The sequence below is a fragment of the Pseudomonas sp. R45(2017) genome (assembly GCF_002112305.1).
Classification (GTDB): Bacteria; Pseudomonadota; Gammaproteobacteria; order Pseudomonadales; family Pseudomonadaceae; genus Aquipseudomonas; species Aquipseudomonas paraglycinae.
Map to the genome: position 1 here is coordinate 281,503 of NZ_NEHH01000005.1, position 14,925 is coordinate 296,427.

At 61.7% G+C, this 14,925-nt stretch carries 12 protein-coding genes; 7 read left to right on the top strand and 5 right to left on the bottom strand.

All coding sequences use genetic code 11. The features are described 5' to 3' along the window. Nucleotides 1-295 precede the first annotated feature (295 nt). The 4 genes from CAF74_RS13835 to ilvD all read left to right on the top strand — a co-directional run bounded on the left by CAF74_RS13835 (nt 296) and on the right by ilvD (nt 5,629). On the top strand, nt 296-1,369 hold the full coding sequence (locus CAF74_RS13835; protein WP_085746707.1) for a SagB family peptide dehydrogenase: 1,074 nt from the start codon (nt 296-298) through the stop codon (nt 1,367-1,369). Further along, a complete protein-coding gene (locus CAF74_RS13840) occupies nt 1,366-2,322 on the top strand; it encodes a diiron oxygenase (protein ID WP_085746708.1) in 957 nt (318 codons plus the stop codon). The genes CAF74_RS13835 and CAF74_RS13840 overlap by 4 nt, the downstream gene beginning before the upstream one ends. Then, complete coding sequence (locus CAF74_RS13845; protein ID WP_085746709.1) at nt 2,315-3,532, top strand: multidrug effflux MFS transporter; 1,218 nt, start codon at nt 2,315-2,317, stop codon at nt 3,530-3,532. Before CAF74_RS13840 ends, CAF74_RS13845 begins: the two co-directional genes overlap by 8 nt. Before the next feature lie 255 nt (nt 3,533-3,787). Further along, nucleotides 3,788-5,629, top strand: a complete 1,842-nt coding sequence (gene ilvD, locus CAF74_RS13850; protein WP_085746710.1) for a dihydroxy-acid dehydratase — start codon at nt 3,788-3,790, stop codon at nt 5,627-5,629. 201 nt (nt 5,630-5,830) lie between these two features. Here the strand turns inward: ilvD and CAF74_RS13855 are convergent, their stop codons facing one another. Next, entirely contained in the window at nt 5,831-6,892 is a 1,062-nt protein-coding gene (locus CAF74_RS13855; protein WP_085605918.1) for a phosphorylcholine phosphatase, read from the bottom strand. A 240-nt stretch (nt 6,893-7,132) separates the two neighbouring features. Between CAF74_RS13855 and CAF74_RS13860 the strand changes: the two genes are divergently transcribed. Next, a complete protein-coding gene (locus tag CAF74_RS13860) occupies nt 7,133-8,521 on the top strand; it encodes an L-cystine transporter (protein WP_085746711.1) in 1,389 nt (462 codons plus the stop codon). Nucleotides 8,522-8,593: 72 nt separating this feature from the next. Here the strand turns inward: CAF74_RS13860 and CAF74_RS13865 are convergent, their stop codons facing one another. Then, on the bottom strand, nt 8,594-9,106 hold the full coding sequence (locus CAF74_RS13865) for a dihydrofolate reductase (protein WP_039767902.1): 513 nt from the start codon (nt 9,104-9,106) through the stop codon (nt 8,594-8,596). Nucleotides 9,107-9,191: 85 nt separating this feature from the next. On the opposite strand from CAF74_RS13865, the gene CAF74_RS13870 reads away from it, so the two are divergent. Together CAF74_RS13870 and CAF74_RS13875 are read left to right on the top strand one after the other, a co-directional pair. Further along, nucleotides 9,192-10,565 (top strand): DUF2868 domain-containing protein, encoded by a 1,374-nt coding sequence (locus CAF74_RS13870; RefSeq protein ID WP_085746712.1) that lies wholly within the window; start codon nt 9,192-9,194, stop codon nt 10,563-10,565. Beyond that, nucleotides 10,558-11,943: a GTPase/DUF3482 domain-containing protein gene (locus CAF74_RS13875; protein WP_085746713.1), complete on the top strand. Its 1,386-nt coding sequence runs from the start codon at nt 10,558-10,560 to the stop codon at nt 11,941-11,943. The genes CAF74_RS13870 and CAF74_RS13875 overlap by 8 nt, the downstream gene beginning before the upstream one ends. 76 nt (nt 11,944-12,019) lie before the next feature. Here the strand turns inward: CAF74_RS13875 and CAF74_RS13880 are convergent, their stop codons facing one another. The 3 genes from CAF74_RS13880 to CAF74_RS13890 all read right to left on the bottom strand — a co-directional run bounded on the left by CAF74_RS13880 (nt 12,020) and on the right by CAF74_RS13890 (nt 14,888). Further along, a complete protein-coding gene (locus CAF74_RS13880) occupies nt 12,020-12,577 on the bottom strand; it encodes a phosphonate degradation HD-domain oxygenase (RefSeq protein WP_085746714.1) in 558 nt (185 codons plus the stop codon). Then, nucleotides 12,577-13,710, bottom strand: coding sequence for a TIGR03364 family FAD-dependent oxidoreductase (locus tag CAF74_RS13885; protein ID WP_085746715.1), 1,134 nt, complete (start codon nt 13,708-13,710; stop codon nt 12,577-12,579). Before CAF74_RS13885 ends, CAF74_RS13880 begins: the two co-directional genes overlap by 1 nt. Before the next feature lie 152 nt (nt 13,711-13,862). Continuing rightward, on the bottom strand, nt 13,863-14,888 hold the full coding sequence (locus CAF74_RS13890; protein ID WP_085746716.1) for a putative 2-aminoethylphosphonate ABC transporter substrate-binding protein: 1,026 nt from the start codon (nt 14,886-14,888) through the stop codon (nt 13,863-13,865). Nucleotides 14,889-14,925: the final 37 nt, after the last annotated feature.

The following is a 14,925-nucleotide window of genomic DNA, read 5'->3' on the forward strand; positions in this document are numbered from 1 at the left end:
TTCCAGCCAAAGATCACTCCGACAAAATTACTGGATTATTCCTACTTAATATTTGCTTGCGATTAATCCATTACAAACTATTATTAAGTCGTCGCCACGGAGGTGACACCAATTAACCACGAAGCAGCAACGAACAAGGAGTTCAATCATGAAAGCAATTACTCTGGAATCCCGCACCCTCGCAAATCTGGCTTTTCTGGTCGCACCTAAAGCCCGTTAAGTAAGGTGGGCGCTGGGTATCGCCGGCTACCCAGCGCCTCTGACAAAGCACCTATCCAGAGCAGCGTGCCCCAACATGCATATAAATCCTTATTTATTCATACTGCCACGAACGCCCGGCCAGATAGTCTGGAACTACAAAGACCATACTCAACATGAACTTGATCTTGAATATTCCTCCCGACTGGCGCAACTTGTCCACAACCCTGACTTATACGACAACAGCAACATAATAGATACACAGCTTTTAAATGCAGGAATACTGACTTCTTATAAAATCCCGGCGCCTGCCTGGGGCTGGGATGAACTGTCCAGGATCTACCATATCGGGACTCGGGACATTCCTTGCGAACACACTCCCCGAAACATTCAGGAATGGTCCAGGCAATATCTCGAACACTGCAACAAAGTGCTTGCCACTCCCCCGCCAGCCGACATCCCTGTGGATACCCGTCCGAACGCACTCATCGCCCTGCCCAAGCCGCTGGCACTGAATGACGACAGCCTGTCGAATTCACTGACCCGGCGAAAGACCTGCCGATCCTTCACTGGCGCTGCCGTGCCGCTGGATGATGTGGGCACCTTGCTTTACCTGTCACTCGGTTACCTGGGAGAACGCGAAACCGACTGCGACGACAGCATCGCCGAAGGACTGGGCGCGCGGCGCAGCAGCCCTTCCGGCGGTGGCCTTAATGCCTGCGCCGGGTTCGTGTTTGTACAGAACGTCGACGGACTGGCACCCGGCGTGTATGCCTACCACCCCGCCGATCACGCCCTGAGCTTCATCAACCCTTTGCCCGACACCGCGCCCGGCAATCTGCTGGGGGGGCAGCATTTCATCAACAACCTGCCATTGGGGCTGTTCATCACCGCCCGCTTCGACCGGCTCTGGTGGAAATACCCGCACTCGCGCGCCTATCGAATGGCGTTCATCGAAGCCGGGCACCTTTCGCAAACGTTTCAACTGGTGGCGACAGCGCTCGGCATGAACACCTGGCTCACAGGCGCGTTTTCCGATGAGCAGGTCGAAGCGTTGCTGAAGCTCGAAAACAGTGCGGAACAACCCTTGTTCTTTGTCGGTTGCGGGGAAAGCGACGGTCAGGCGATGTGTCAGGAAATGCGTGACCTGCTGCGTGAGGCACAACCATGAGCGCCCTGGCCCCGGAACCGGTCTTTCAGTTCACCCTGAGCGACTGGAACAGCCGCGCCTCCGTTCGCGCCAGCCCCCACGATTACCGCTTGCCGGAAAACGTGCAGGAACAACTGGAGACCCGGCACTGGTTTCCGCCGGCATTCCTGCCTTACCTGGCCCACCCGGTGATTGAGGCTGCGGGCCGTTCGATGCTGCACCGGCTTACGGCCCGGCATCTGGTGCACTTTCTCGACTACACCACGCTGCTCGAACACCGGATCGTCAATCGCGCCGTCGAAACCATCGTGCATGGCGAACTGCCGGTCGAGGTACCGACGTCGATGAAAACCGCCGCGCTCCAGCTCTACACCGACGAGGGCTATCACGCCCTGTTTTCCAGTCAGGTGGCAGAGCAGATCGCCAGCCTCTACGCCATCACCGGGCGACCCGTGATGCCCAGACGCATCACCCGGATGAACCTGCTGGTCGCACGCACAAGGCAGGAGCAACGGCCGCTGGCGTGCTTTCTTCTGGGCTTCGTCTCGGAAACCATCATTGCCCGTGAACTGCTGGATGTCTGCCGCGACAGCCTGGTGTCCGGCGTCAACGACATGTTGCGCGATCACCTCACCGACGAAGCGCGCCACAGCCGCTATTTCACCGAAGTGTTCCACTACCTCTGGTTGCACCTGAACCCGCGACAGCGAACGTTCACCGCGACGACCTTGCTCGACATTCTGGAAATCTTCTTCGAAGTGGATGAGCACTGGCTGCAGGAAAGCCTCTGTGGCGCGGGCATTGCAAATACGACGGTGACGGACATTCTCGGCACGATGACATCGACCCAGGCCAGTCGACGGCGGGCACGCGCCGGCAGCCTCGCTACGTTGAACGCATTGAAGAAAGCCGGATTTTTCGCCGAACCTCAAAACCAGACACTATTTGCCAGGGCGGGACTGATCGATGGATGACGGACAATCTGTGGTGACCCGACGACAGCGGCGCGGGGCTGTCAGTCTTTTGCTGGCAATGGTGTTGCTCGGCGTCTTTCCACTGGATGTCCTGCTGCCTTCGTTCCCGGCACTGGCCGAACACTTTCGCCGCACCTCGGCGGACATCGCCCTGTCGATCAGCCTGTTTGCGGTCGGAATTGCCTTCGCCCAGTTGCTGATCGGCCCGCTGTCGGATGTGATCGGACGCAAGGGGCTGCTGCTCGCCGGCATGAGCGTTTCCATACTCGGCGCCCTCGGTTGCGTGATGACCTCGGACTATTCGCTGTTTCTGATGTTCCGGGTGTTGCAGGCGCTGGGCTGCGGTTGCTTCGTGCTGTCACAGGCGCTGGTGCAGGACCTGTTCGAAGGCGAAGAACGTGACCGCCTACGGATTTTAATGGTCACCGCCGGCGGGATTTTCATCTCGATATCGCCGCTGGCTGGCACCTTTCTTCAGGCGACGCTGGGCTGGCGCGGCAGCTTCTGGGTGTTCATCGCATTATCAGCCGCAGTGCTGCTCAAGGCCTGGCTGTTTCTGGAGAACACCCGACCTACCGCCACTGGCACACGTACGAACTTCCTCACGGCATATCGACGGGTTCTGGGAGATTTCGACTTCGTCGGCTACTGGCTGATTTCGGCATTTGCGTTCGCCTGCCACTTTTCATTCATCGTGATCTCGCCGCTGATCTTCATGGATCGGCTGCAACTGTCCGCTTACGAGTTTTCGTTGATCCTGCTGATCTACGGTGCGGCTTACGTCACCGGGGGTATCCTCGCCAGCGTGCTGAGCAGGCGCATCAACAGCGGCCAGCAGATGGTCGTCGGCCTGAGCCTGATCCTGTTCGCCGGCGTGACCATGCTGTACCTGTCGTCGAACTTTGCACTGGCTCCGGCGACCGTGCTGATCCCGATGCTGATCTGTACCGCCGGCACCACCATTGCCCGACCGGCGGCCACGTCCCGGGCCATGAGTCTGTTTCCGGAAAACGCCGGCACGTCGGCCTCGGCCGGCAGCACGATCATTTTCATCTGCGGCGGCTTGATCAGTGCCTTGATCAGCCTGAGCCCGACCAATCTGCAATCCACGCTGGGCTACAGCTTCGTAATACTTAGCGGGGTGGCACTGGCGTTGAATGCGCGGATCAGTCGGCGCAACGATCTGGTGGGGCAACCGGACAGCGATTAATCCTGCCGGTCGTCATCCCGCACGTTTCGTCAGTACTGGAACAACGCTTTGCGCCATTCCCTCCTGACGCCAGCGGTGTAGAATCGCGAGATTCATCGCCATTCATCCCCGGCGGGTTTATGAGCTCAGGCTGAGACCAGCGGCGATCCCGCAACGTCATCGGCAACATCAGGACACACGGCCATTTCTGAGTGTTCCAGACGTCAATAGAAGCTCACTCCCTTTTGATACCTGATTAGCCGCCCGGAGTGCTCCATGCCAGATTACCGCTCGAAAACATCCACCCACGGCCGCAACATGGCCGGCGCCCGCGCACTGTGGCGCGCCACCGGGATGAAAGATGACGACTTCAAGAAGCCGATCATCGCCATTGCCAACTCCTTCACTCAGTTCGTACCGGGCCACGTTCACCTGAAGGACCTGGGCCAACTGGTTGCCCGTGAGATCGAACGCGCTGGCGGCGTTGCAAAAGAATTCAACACCATCGCGGTTGACGACGGCATCGCCATGGGCCACGACGGCATGCTCTATTCGCTGCCGAGCCGCGAGATCATCGCCGACTCCGTCGAGTACATGGTCAACGCCCACTGCGCCGACGCCATCGTCTGCATTTCCAACTGCGACAAGATCACCCCGGGCATGTTGATGGCGGCCTTGCGCCTGAACATTCCGGTGATCTTCGTGTCCGGCGGCCCGATGGAAGCCGGCAAGACCAAACTGGCCAGCCACGGTCTCGACCTCGTCGACGCCATGGTGATCGCCGCCGACTCCAGCGCTTCTGACGAGAAGGTTGCCGAGTACGAGCGCAGCGCCTGCCCGACCTGCGGTTCGTGCTCCGGCATGTTCACCGCCAACTCGATGAACTGCCTGACCGAAGCCCTGGGCCTCGCACTGCCGGGCAACGGTTCGACCCTGGCCACCCACAGCGATCGCGAGCAGCTGTTCCTGCAGGCCGGCCGCACCATCGTCGAACTGTGCAAACGCTACTACGGCGAGAACGACGAGTCGGTACTGCCGCGCAACATCGCCAACTTCAAGGCGTTCGAGAACGCGATGATGCTCGACATCGCCATGGGCGGTTCGACCAACACCATCCTGCACTTGCTGGCCGCGGCCCAGGAAGCCGAGATCAACTTCGACCTGCGCGACATCGATCGTCTGTCGCGCAAGGTGCCGCAGCTGTGCAAGGTCGCGCCGAACATCCAGAAGTACCACATGGAAGACGTGCACCGCGCCGGCGGCATCTTCAGCATCCTCGGTTCGCTGGCCCGTGGCGGCCTGCTGCACACCGACCTGCCGACCGTGCACAGCCGCAGCATGGAAGAAGCCATCGCCAAGTGGGACATCACCCAGACCGACGATGAAGCCGTGCACCATTTCTTCAAGGCAGGCCCGGCCGGCATTCCGACGCAAACCGCGTTCAGCCAGTCGACCCGTTGGGAAACCCTGGACGACGACCGTGAAAACGGTTGCATCCGCAGCTTTGAACACGCCTATTCGAAAGAAGGCGGCCTGGCCGTGCTGTACGGCAACATCGCCCTGGACGGCTGCGTGGTGAAAACCGCCGGTGTTGACGAGTCGATCCACGTGTTCGAAGGCAACGCCAAGATCTTCGAAAGCCAGGACAGCGCCGTGCGCGGCATCCTCGCCGACGAAGTGAAGGAAGGCGACATCGTCATCATTCGCTACGAAGGCCCGAAAGGCGGCCCGGGCATGCAGGAAATGCTCTACCCGACCTCGTACCTGAAATCCAAAGGCCTGGGCAAAGCCTGCGCCCTGCTGACCGATGGCCGTTTCTCCGGCGGCACTTCCGGTCTGTCCATCGGCCACGCTTCGCCAGAGGCTGCGGCCGGCGGCGCGATCGGTCTGGTACAGGACGGCGACAAGGTGCTGATCGACATTCCGAACCGCTCGATCAACCTGTTGATCAGCGATGAAGAACTGGCGGCACGCCGGGTCGAGCAGGACAAGAAAGGCTGGAAACCGGTCGAACAGCGTCCACGCAAAGTGACCACCGCCCTCAAGGCCTACGCCCTGCTGGCGACCAGCGCCGACAAGGGTGCCGTGCGCAACAAGGCGATGCTCGACGGGCTGTGATGCTTAACCGTCGCGCATAAAAATGCCCCGCCAAGTGCGGGGCATTTTTTTGCCTTCAGGTTTTGATCGTTCCCACGCTCCCGCGTGGGAATGCCTCAAGGGACGCTCTGCGTCCAGTGACGCGGAGCGTCACGGGCTGCATTCCCACGCAGAGCGTGGGAACGATCGTCGCGCTCTGCTCGGGAGCGATCACCGTAGCAATTACTGGATTTCTTCAGGTTTGACGATCACCCAGTTCTTGTCCGCCGTCACCGGCAAACCTTCTTTCGCCTGGGCCGCCGCGTGCTTGGCCATCATGCCCTGAATCTGGGTCATGTACTTGTCCTTGCGATTGACCCACAAGTGAATGCCACCCTTGGCCACGTCCACATCGTGGAACAGCATGTAGCCGTCGCTGGTCGGTGTGTCGCCACCCACCAGTACCGGTTTTTTCCATTCGTCGATATAGGTCAGGATTGCCGCGTGCTTGCCGGCCATCCAGGTTGCCGGAGTCCACAGGTAGGGTGTCAGCTCGAGGCCGAGGTTGGCCTTCTCGTCATATTTGCCGGCGGTGATCTGCTTGCGCGCGGTGGTCAGCTCGCCGGTCTCGCGGTTCTTCAGCAACGTGGTCACGCCGATCACGTTCTGCGGTTTGACGTTGTAACCATACTTCGGATCGGCCGCGACCATCCGCACCAGTTCTTCGGAGGCGGCGGTCATCACGTAGACTTCGATGCCGTTCTCCATCAGTTTGTTGTACAGCTCTTTCTGGCCAGTGAAGATCTTCGGCGGATTCACATCCAGATTCTTGACCACGTCACCTTCGTAATAAGTCGCCGGCACCGGTTTGCCCGAGGCCATCAGCTCATCGACGTAGCCCTTGAGTTCCTTGAGGGTGAAGCCGGAAAACACCTGCGCCACCCATGGGTAGCAGACCATGTCGTCGACTTCGCAGAGGCGGTAGTAGTAACTGAACAGGCTTTCCTTGTGGTCGGCGGTGTCCTTGAACGGCATCAGTTTCAGGGAGGGATCGAGCTTGTCCCGGGTGATCAGGCCCTTGTTTTCCATGAACGGCAGCAACGACTCTTCGAGGTCGTAGCGGTAACTGGTGTTGTCCATGTCGAACACCGCGTAGTTACCTTTGTTGGCGTTGGCGGCGATCATCGCGTCCAGTGCCTTGGCCTGATCCGCGGGCCAGTGTTTCAGGTCGGTGGCGAACGCCTGAGTGGCCAGGCCCATCCCCACAGTCAGTGCGACAGCCAGAAATTTCGGTGCAAACTTCATTGGCGCTTCTCCCTGGGTCAAAGAAATCGACGCTAACAAATAAATGTGACAGTCCCCGTCTGTCAGCGACCGTCCACGTCCGTTTCGCGCCAGTTGCATCCCCGAGAACGACACCCGCTTATTCCAAAAACGACGGACGACCTTTGATTTCGGTATTAAATCATTGGAAATCAAACTGTTAGGCTTGCCGGTTCGCAACAGCCCCGGAAGGTTGTTGGCACAGTCTTTTCTGGAGTCCTCATGAATCTGCCCCTGATTCTCAACTTGCTGGTGTTCCTCGCCCTGCTCTTCGGCCTGGCGCAAACCCGTCACACCTCGTGGAGCCTGGCGAAAAAAGTCCTGCTCGCACTGGTGCTGGGCGTGGCATTCGGCGTCGCGCTGCACACGATTTACGGTGCCGGCAACCCGGTGTTGAAAGCCTCGATCGGCTGGTTCGATCTGGTCGGCAACGGTTACGTGCAACTGCTGCAAATGATCGTTATCCCGCTTGTGTTCGCCTCGATCCTCAGCGCCGTGGCCCGTCTGCACAACGCTTCGTCGCTGGGCAAGATCAGCTTCCTGACCATCGGCACGCTGCTGTTCACCACCGCGATTGCCGCGCTGATCGGCATCGGCCTGACCAACCTGTTCGGCCTGACCGCCGAAGGCCTGGTTGCCGGCACGCAGGAAATGGCCCGTCTGCAAACCATTCAGACCGACTACGCGGGCAAGGTCGCCGACCTGAATGTGCCGCAACTGCTGCTGTCGTTCATCCCGCAGAACCCGTTCGCCGACCTGGCGCGGGCCAAGCCGACCTCGATCATCAGCGTGGTGATTTTCGCTGCGTTCCTGGGGGTTGCCGCGCTGCAACTGCTCAAGGATGACGTCGAGAAAGGTCAGAAAGTGATCAACGCCATCGACACCCTGCAAGCCTGGGTGATGCGTCTGGTGCGTCTGGTGATGAAGCTGACCCCGTACGGCGTGCTGGCGCTGATGACCAAAGTGGTGGCCGGTTCCAACCTGCAGGACATCATCAAGCTCGGCAGTTTCGTGGTGGTGTCGTACCTCGGCCTGGGCCTGATGTTTGTGGTGCACGGTTTGCTGGTGTCGGCGGCCGGAATAAACCCGCTGCGTTTCTTTCGCAAGATCTGGCCGGTGCTGACATTCGCGTTCACCAGCCGCTCCAGCGCAGCGAGCATCCCGCTGAGCATCGAAGCGCAGACCCGTCGTCTGGGCATTCCGCAATCGGTGGCAGGCTTCGCTGCTTCGTTCGGCGCGACCATCGGCCAGAACGGCTGCGCCGGTCTGTACCCGGCGATGTTGGCGGTGATGGTTGCGCCAACCGTCGGCATCAACCCGCTGGATCCGCTGTGGATCGCGACGCTGGTGGCGATCGTGACCCTGAGTTCGGCTGGTGTGGCGGGCGTGGGTGGCGGTGCGACCTTCGCCGCGCTGATCGTGCTGCCGGCCATGGGCTTGCCGGTTTCGCTGGTGGCGTTGCTGATTTCGGTCGAGCCGCTGATCGACATGGGCCGTACGGCCCTGAACGTGAGCGGTTCGATCACCGCTGGCGCGATTACCAGCCAGGTGATGCAGCAGACCGACAAGGCACTGCTGGATGCCGATGAGCATGCGCAGCTAGCGAGCTAGCCAGCTGCAAGCTGCAAGCTGCAAGAAGAGCATTCCAGCTTTTACTTGCGGCTTGCAGCTCGAAGCTTGTAGCTATCTTCTTTCCCAGACTTCGAAGTTGTAAGCCGGTTTGTCGCCTTCAGCCGGATTCGGCACGTTCGACACCAGTGTCCACTGGTTCAGATCGAACTCCGGAAACCACGCATCGCCTTCCGGGCTCAGTGCCACACGGGTCAGATACAGACGATCCGCCTGCGCCAGCCCCTGCGCATACAACTGCGCCCCGCCAATCAGCATCAACTCGTCGACGCCCTGCTCTTTCGCCCACGCTTCGGCGCGAACCACGGCGGCTTCCAGCGACGGATAGACTTCCGCGCCCTCCAGCACCAGACCGGCCTGACGGCTGACCACGATATTCAGACGGCCCGGCAACGGACGCCCCAGCGAATCCCAGGTCTTGCGGCCCATGATGATCGGCTTGCCGAGCGTCGTGGCCTTGAAGTATTTGAAGTCTCCGGGCAGGTGCCAGGGCATGCTGTTGTCGACGCCGATCACGCGGTTTTCACCGAGGGCTGCGATCAGGCTGAGGGGGAGTGATTTAGTCATGCCGGCGAGGATACCAGAGCCGCCCTTACCCCGATAAGCGCCACAGCGGTTATGCTCACGGCTCAATCAAGCAACGGGATGCCGCGTGACTGAACTGACTTCACTGCAAAACCTCTGGCTCACCGAAACCGTGCGTCTGCGCGAAGAACACGCAGGCCCGCTGGATGATCTGGAAGCCAATCGCCTGGCCCGCGCGGCCGGCGGCGATCTGCCGGGACGCATTCAACGCCGGGCCTTGTGGCTGGCCGAGCGCGACGGCCTGACCTCGGCGCTCAAGCACTGGCTGCAAGGCGCGCGCCTGGCGCTGGTGCTGCTGGCGATCTTCGCCGTATTGAGCGGCGCAGGGCTGGCCTTCGCCGCACTGGGCCAGACGCCGGTCAATGTATTCTGGGCGCTGGGCAGTCTGCTCGGGCTGAATCTGATTCTGCTGTTGAGCTGGGCGCTGGGACTGATCTTCGCCGGCGAACACGGCACCACCCTTGGCCGCTTGTGGCTGTGGCTCAGTGAAAAACTCGCCCGCGATGCCAAGGCGGCGCAACTGGCGCCGGCCCTGCTGTTGATGCTGCAACGCAAGAGGCTCAATCGCTGGGCGCTCGGCACGCTGGTCAACGGCCTGTGGTTGCTGGCGATGTTCAGCGCGCTGGTTTTGCTGCTGACGCTGATGGCGACCCGGCGCTACGGCTTCGTCTGGGAAACCACGATTCTCAGCGCCGACACATTCATCAACATGACCCAGGCCCTCGGCGCATTGCCGGCGCTGCTGGGCTTCAACGTGCCGACCGTGGACATGATCCGCGCCAGCGGCGACACCGCGCTGAACATCGAAAGCGCCCGTCAGGCCTGGGCAACCTGGCTGGTCGGCGTGCTGGTGGTGTACGGCGTGCTGCCGCGTCTGCTGTTGGCGCTGTTTTGCTTCTGGCGCTGGAACAGCGGCAAAGCCGCATTGCGTCTGGACCTGAACCTGCCCGGTTACGCCCAACTGCGCGAGCGCCTGATGCCGACCAGCGAACGCCTCGGCATCACCGACCCAGAACCTGCGCAAATGCACCGCGTCGAAAGCACCGTCGGCGAACACGCCAGCGATGGCGCGTTGCTGGTGGCGATCGAACTCGACGATCAACACTCATGGCCGCCGACGCTGCCGAAAAACGTCAGCAACGCCGGCATCCTCGACAGCCGTGAATCGCGCAACAAACTGCTCGAACAGCTCAGCCGCTTCCCGCCGGCGCGCCTCGCGATTGCCTGCGACCCACGGCGCTCGCCGGATCGCGGCAGCCTGGCGCTGATCGCCGAGCTGGCGCGCAATGCCGCCGCGACCCGCGTCTGGCTATTGCAGGCGCCGCAAGGTCAGGCGCTGGACGCCGAACGCCTCGGTGACTGGCACGTGGCGCTGCAACAGCTGGAGCTGCCGTTCGCCGATTGCGCCCCGTTGAACTGGCTGGAGCACGGACATGACTGATGCCTGGAAAGCGCCGCTGAAACTGGCGGTGGTCGGCCACACCAACGTCGGCAAGACTTCGCTGTTGCGCACCCTGACCCGCGACGTCGGCTTCGGCGAAGTCTCCCATCGACCGAGTACCACGCGGCATGTCGAAGGCGCGCGGTTGTCGGTGGATGGCGAGCCGTTGCTCGACCTCTACGACACGCCCGGTCTGGAAGACGCCATCGCCCTGCTGGATTTTCTGGAACGTCTGGAGCGCCCCGGCGAACGCCTCGACGGCCCGGCACGGCTGGCGCGGTTTCTCGACGGCAGCGAAGCGCGCCAGCGTTTCGAACAGGAAGCCAAAGTCCTGCGGCAACTGCTCGATTCCGATGCCGGCCTGTACGTGATCGACGCCCGCGAACCGGTGCTGGCCAAGTACCGCGATGAACTGGAAGTGTTGGCCAGTTGCGGCAAGCCGCTGCTGCCGGTGCTGAATTTCGTCAGCAGCGCCAACCACCGCGAGCCGGACTGGCGCGAAGCACTGGCGCGTCTCGGCCTGCATGCATTGGTGCGTTTCGACAGCGTCGCCCCGCCCGAGGACGGTGAGCGGCGGCTGTATGAAAGCCTCGCACTGTTGCTGGAAAACGCCCGCCCACAACTTGAACGCCTGATCGCCGATCAACAGGCCCAGCGCCTCGCCCGCGAGCAAAGCGCCGCACGCCTGATTGCCGAATTGCTGATCGACTGCGCCGCCTGCCGGCGCAGTGTGGCGAGCAACGCTGAACAGGAACAACAAGCCATCAGCGAACTGCGCAAAGCCGTGCGTCAACGCGAACAGAAGTGCGTCGAGGCGCTGCTGAAGCTCTACGCCTTCCGCCCGCAGGACGCCGCCGCCAGCGATCTACCGTTGCTCGACGGACGTTGGGGCGATGACCTGTTCAACCCGGAAACCCTCAAGCAACTCGGCGTGCGAGTCGGCGGCGGGATTGCCGCCGGTGCCGCAGCCGGTGCGGGTGTGGATCTGCTGGTGGGCGGCATCACCCTCGGCGCCGCCGCTCTGGCCGGGGCCATTGCCGGCGGCGCGCTGCAAACCGCCCGCAGCTATGGCAACCGCTTGATCGGCAAGATCAAGGGGCAGCGGGAGCTGACGGTCGACGACAACGTGTTGCGCCTGCTGGCATTGCGTCAGCGGCAACTGCTGCAAGCGCTGAATGCCCGAGGCCATGCGGCGCTGGACAGCATTCAGGTGGCTACGCCGCAGGACAAGACCTGGCGCGAAGGCAAGTTGCCGGAAGCACTGAACAAGGCGCGCGCGCATCCGCAATGGTCTTCTCTGAATCCGCATCCGAAGCTGAATCAGGCGGAGCGGCAGGAGCAGATTGAGTCGTTGGTGGAAAAGGTGCTTGAGCTTTAAATCCCAGACCCTCACCCCAACCCTCTCCCTTCGGGAGAGGGCTGGGCGGGCGGCACTCCGATGAGGGCAGCATTCACTAGGCAGACAACAAAGCTTCAGCCTTGCGCTTCAGAACGGACAAATCCATCACCGGCACCGCCATTTCCTTCGCCAGTTCATCCCACTGGCGCATTCGCAGGCTGACGGCGCACAACGGATCCTGCTCGAACGCATCCGCTTCAGCCTCGGTCATCACCCCGCCCTGATATTCCAGGGTGCGGCGGCTGGCTTCGCTCAAGCGGTCGTAATAGCCCGATTCCCTGAGCGTCAGATAGCGCTTGGCCTGGACGTGATATTCCACCAGTCGCGCCAGGCGTTCGCTGAAGCCGGCCTCACGCAAGTAATCCGCGCCGAGGCGTTCGTGGCTGACCACGCCGTAACCGCCCATGTTCTCTGCGCCTTCGGCACACAAGTGGCCGATGTCGTGGAAGAACGCGGCAAGCACCACTTCGTCGTCGAAGCCTTCGGCGATGGCCAGTTGCGCCGCCTGGGACATGTGCTCGATCTGCGACACCGGTTCGCCGATGTAGTCGCTGGCGCCGAAGCGCTCATAGAGGCCGAACACCCGGTCGATGACTTGCTCGTGACTCAACATCAGTGCTCTCCAAAAAGCTGTGCAACATTGCGCTCGGCCATGGCCGGGCCGACGCTCATGCCGACGCCGCTGTGCATCAGCGCCACACTCAGCCCCGGCGCCGGACGCAGGAACGAAAACGGCCCCGGACCCCGGGAACCATAGACACCCTGCCAGCGCTCGACCACTTGCACCTTGCAGCCGAGGGTCTGTTCGGCCAGTTCGAGCATCCAGTTGTCGACCTGCTCGGCGTTGAACGGTGATGGATCGCTGCCGTAATGGTGCGAATCGCCGATGATCAGCTCGCCATAAGGTGTCGGGCTGATCAGCAGGTGAATGCCGTTTGCCTGCAGGTGCGGTTGTTCGCGCAGGATTTGCGCCTGCACTTCCGCTGCTTCCGGCAGGTCAGCGAAGGCGCCGTAATGCACGCAGCTGAGGCCGGTGAGCAAGGCGTGTTGCAAGTTCAGGTCGATCTGCGGCCGGACGCGGAGCATTTGCAGGCGGCAGATTTGCGGGTCGAGGGCGGCAATCGGCTCGGCCAGCAAGGTCTGATAATCGTGGCCGGAGCAGACGATGATCTGCTTGGCGGAGAATGTGCCGGCAGTACTTTGCAGGCGCCCAGGCTCGACGTCGCGAACCAGCGTCGAGAAGTGAAACTCGACGTCGAGCTCGCGGCGCAGGTATTCGATCAGCGCCGGAATCGCTTCCCGGGAATACAGCTGTTGGTCGTCCATACCGTGCAGCGCGGCGCGGTGATGGCTGAACTGGCCGCCGTACAGATCGCGCAGCGCGGCACCGCGCAGCAGTTCGACGCGGTAGTCGTGCTCGACGGCGCGTCCGGCGCAGAAGGCTTCGAGCAAGTGCTCTTCGGCTTCGGTGCGGGCGAACAGGTACGAGCCGTTGCGCTTGAGTTGCAGGCCGGCGAGCTGCGCCCACTGGCCCCAGATTTCGCGGCTGGCCTTGGCCAGTTCGAGCATCGGACCCGGTGGCTGGCCGGTGACCAGGGCCTGGCCGAAGTTGCGTACCGAGGCGCCAAGTGGCGTGGTGGTGCGCTCGAAAACCGTGACCTTGAGACCGCGCCGGGCGGCGGCCCAGGCGTGGGACAGACCCAGGATGCCGGCGCCGACGATCAGCAAGTCTTTGTGTTGTGTCATGCAGCTACCTCAATGATCGTTCCCACGCTCTGCGTGGGAATGAATACCGTGACGCTCTGCGTCACAGAGGACGCGGAGCGTCCTTGGCTGCATTCCCACGCGGAGCGTGGGAACGATCAATGCTCCGTCAGGGAACGATCGGGTAAGAAGATTTACTTGGCAGCGACTTTCTCGGACTTGCCGTCATAACGCTTGCGCCATTCGGTCAGGATCTCGTCGCGGTTCTTCGAGGCCCAGGCGAAGTCGTTCTTGATCAGGCGCTGCTCGTAGTCGGCCGGCAGTTCGGTCTGCGGCTTGGCGATACCCGGCTGGGCGAGGACGGCGAAGTTTTCCTTGTACAGATCCATCGCCGGGGCGCTGGCGGAGAAGTCGGCCAGTTTCTTCGCAGCTTCTTCGTGCGGCGTGCCTTTGATCACGGCGGTGGCTTCGATCTCCCAGCCGAGGCCTTCCTTCGGCAGGATGATGTCCAGCGGCGCGCCCTGACGCTTCAGCTGAACGGCCGGGTATTCGAAGGAAATCCCGATCGGGAATTCGCCCGCTGCCGCCAGTTTGCAAGGCTTGGAACCGGAGTGAACGTACTGGCCGATGTTCTGGTGCAGACCGTCCATGTAGGCCCAGCCCTGCTTCTCGCCGAAGGTTTGCAGCCAGGCGCTGACGTCGAGGAAACCGGTGCCGGACGAGGCCGGGTTCGGCATCACGATCTTGCCCTTGTACTCAGGCTTGGTCAGGTCCTGCCAGCTCACCGGTTTGCTCAGGCCCTGCTTTTCGGCTTCGACGGTGTTGAAGCAAATCGTCGCGGCCCAGACGTCCATGCCGACCCAGGCTGGCGGGTTGGCGGCGTCGCGGTAGTTCGCGCCGATCTTGCCCAGATCCTTCGGCGCATAGCTTTGCAGCATGCCTTGCTGATCGAGGATCGCCAGGCTCGACGCCGCCAGGCCCCAGACCGCGTCAGCCTGCGGGCGATCCTTTTCGGCCAGCAGTTTGGCGGTGATGATCCCGGTGGAGTCGCGCACCCACTTGATCTCGACGTCCGGGTTGGCCTTTTCGAAGGCCTCTTTGTAGGACTTCAACTGCTCGGCTTCGAGGGCGGTGTACACCGTCAACTCGGTTTTTGCCGCGAAGGCATTCAGGCTGAAAGTAGCGAGCACAGCAGCGGCCAGGGCCATAGGCTTGAACATGATCGTTTTCCTGTCGGTGAGTTGAGGCTGAAGGGAT

Coding starts and splice junctions, on each gene's coding strand:
- CAF74_RS13835 (WP_085746707.1), top strand. CDS start 296: ATGCATATAAATCCTTATTTATTCATACTGCCACGAACGCCCGGCCAG.
- CAF74_RS13885 (WP_085746715.1), bottom strand. CDS start 13,710: ATGACACAACACAAAGACTTGCTGATCGTCGGCGCCGGCATCCTGGGT.
- CAF74_RS13860 (WP_085746711.1), top strand. CDS start 7,133: ATGAATCTGCCCCTGATTCTCAACTTGCTGGTGTTCCTCGCCCTGCTC.
- ilvD (WP_085746710.1), top strand. CDS start 3,788: ATGCCAGATTACCGCTCGAAAACATCCACCCACGGCCGCAACATGGCC.
- CAF74_RS13875 (WP_085746713.1), top strand. CDS start 10,558: ATGACTGATGCCTGGAAAGCGCCGCTGAAACTGGCGGTGGTCGGCCAC.
- CAF74_RS13840 (WP_085746708.1), top strand. CDS start 1,366: ATGAGCGCCCTGGCCCCGGAACCGGTCTTTCAGTTCACCCTGAGCGAC.
- CAF74_RS13845 (WP_085746709.1), top strand. CDS start 2,315: ATGGATGACGGACAATCTGTGGTGACCCGACGACAGCGGCGCGGGGCT.
- CAF74_RS13890 (WP_085746716.1), bottom strand. CDS start 14,888: ATGTTCAAGCCTATGGCCCTGGCCGCTGCTGTGCTCGCTACTTTCAGC.
- CAF74_RS13855 (WP_085605918.1), bottom strand. CDS start 6,892: ATGAAGTTTGCACCGAAATTTCTGGCTGTCGCACTGACTGTGGGGATG.
- CAF74_RS13880 (WP_085746714.1), bottom strand. CDS start 12,577: ATGTTGAGTCACGAGCAAGTCATCGACCGGGTGTTCGGCCTCTATGAG.
- CAF74_RS13865 (WP_039767902.1), bottom strand. CDS start 9,106: ATGACTAAATCACTCCCCCTCAGCCTGATCGCAGCCCTCGGTGAAAAC.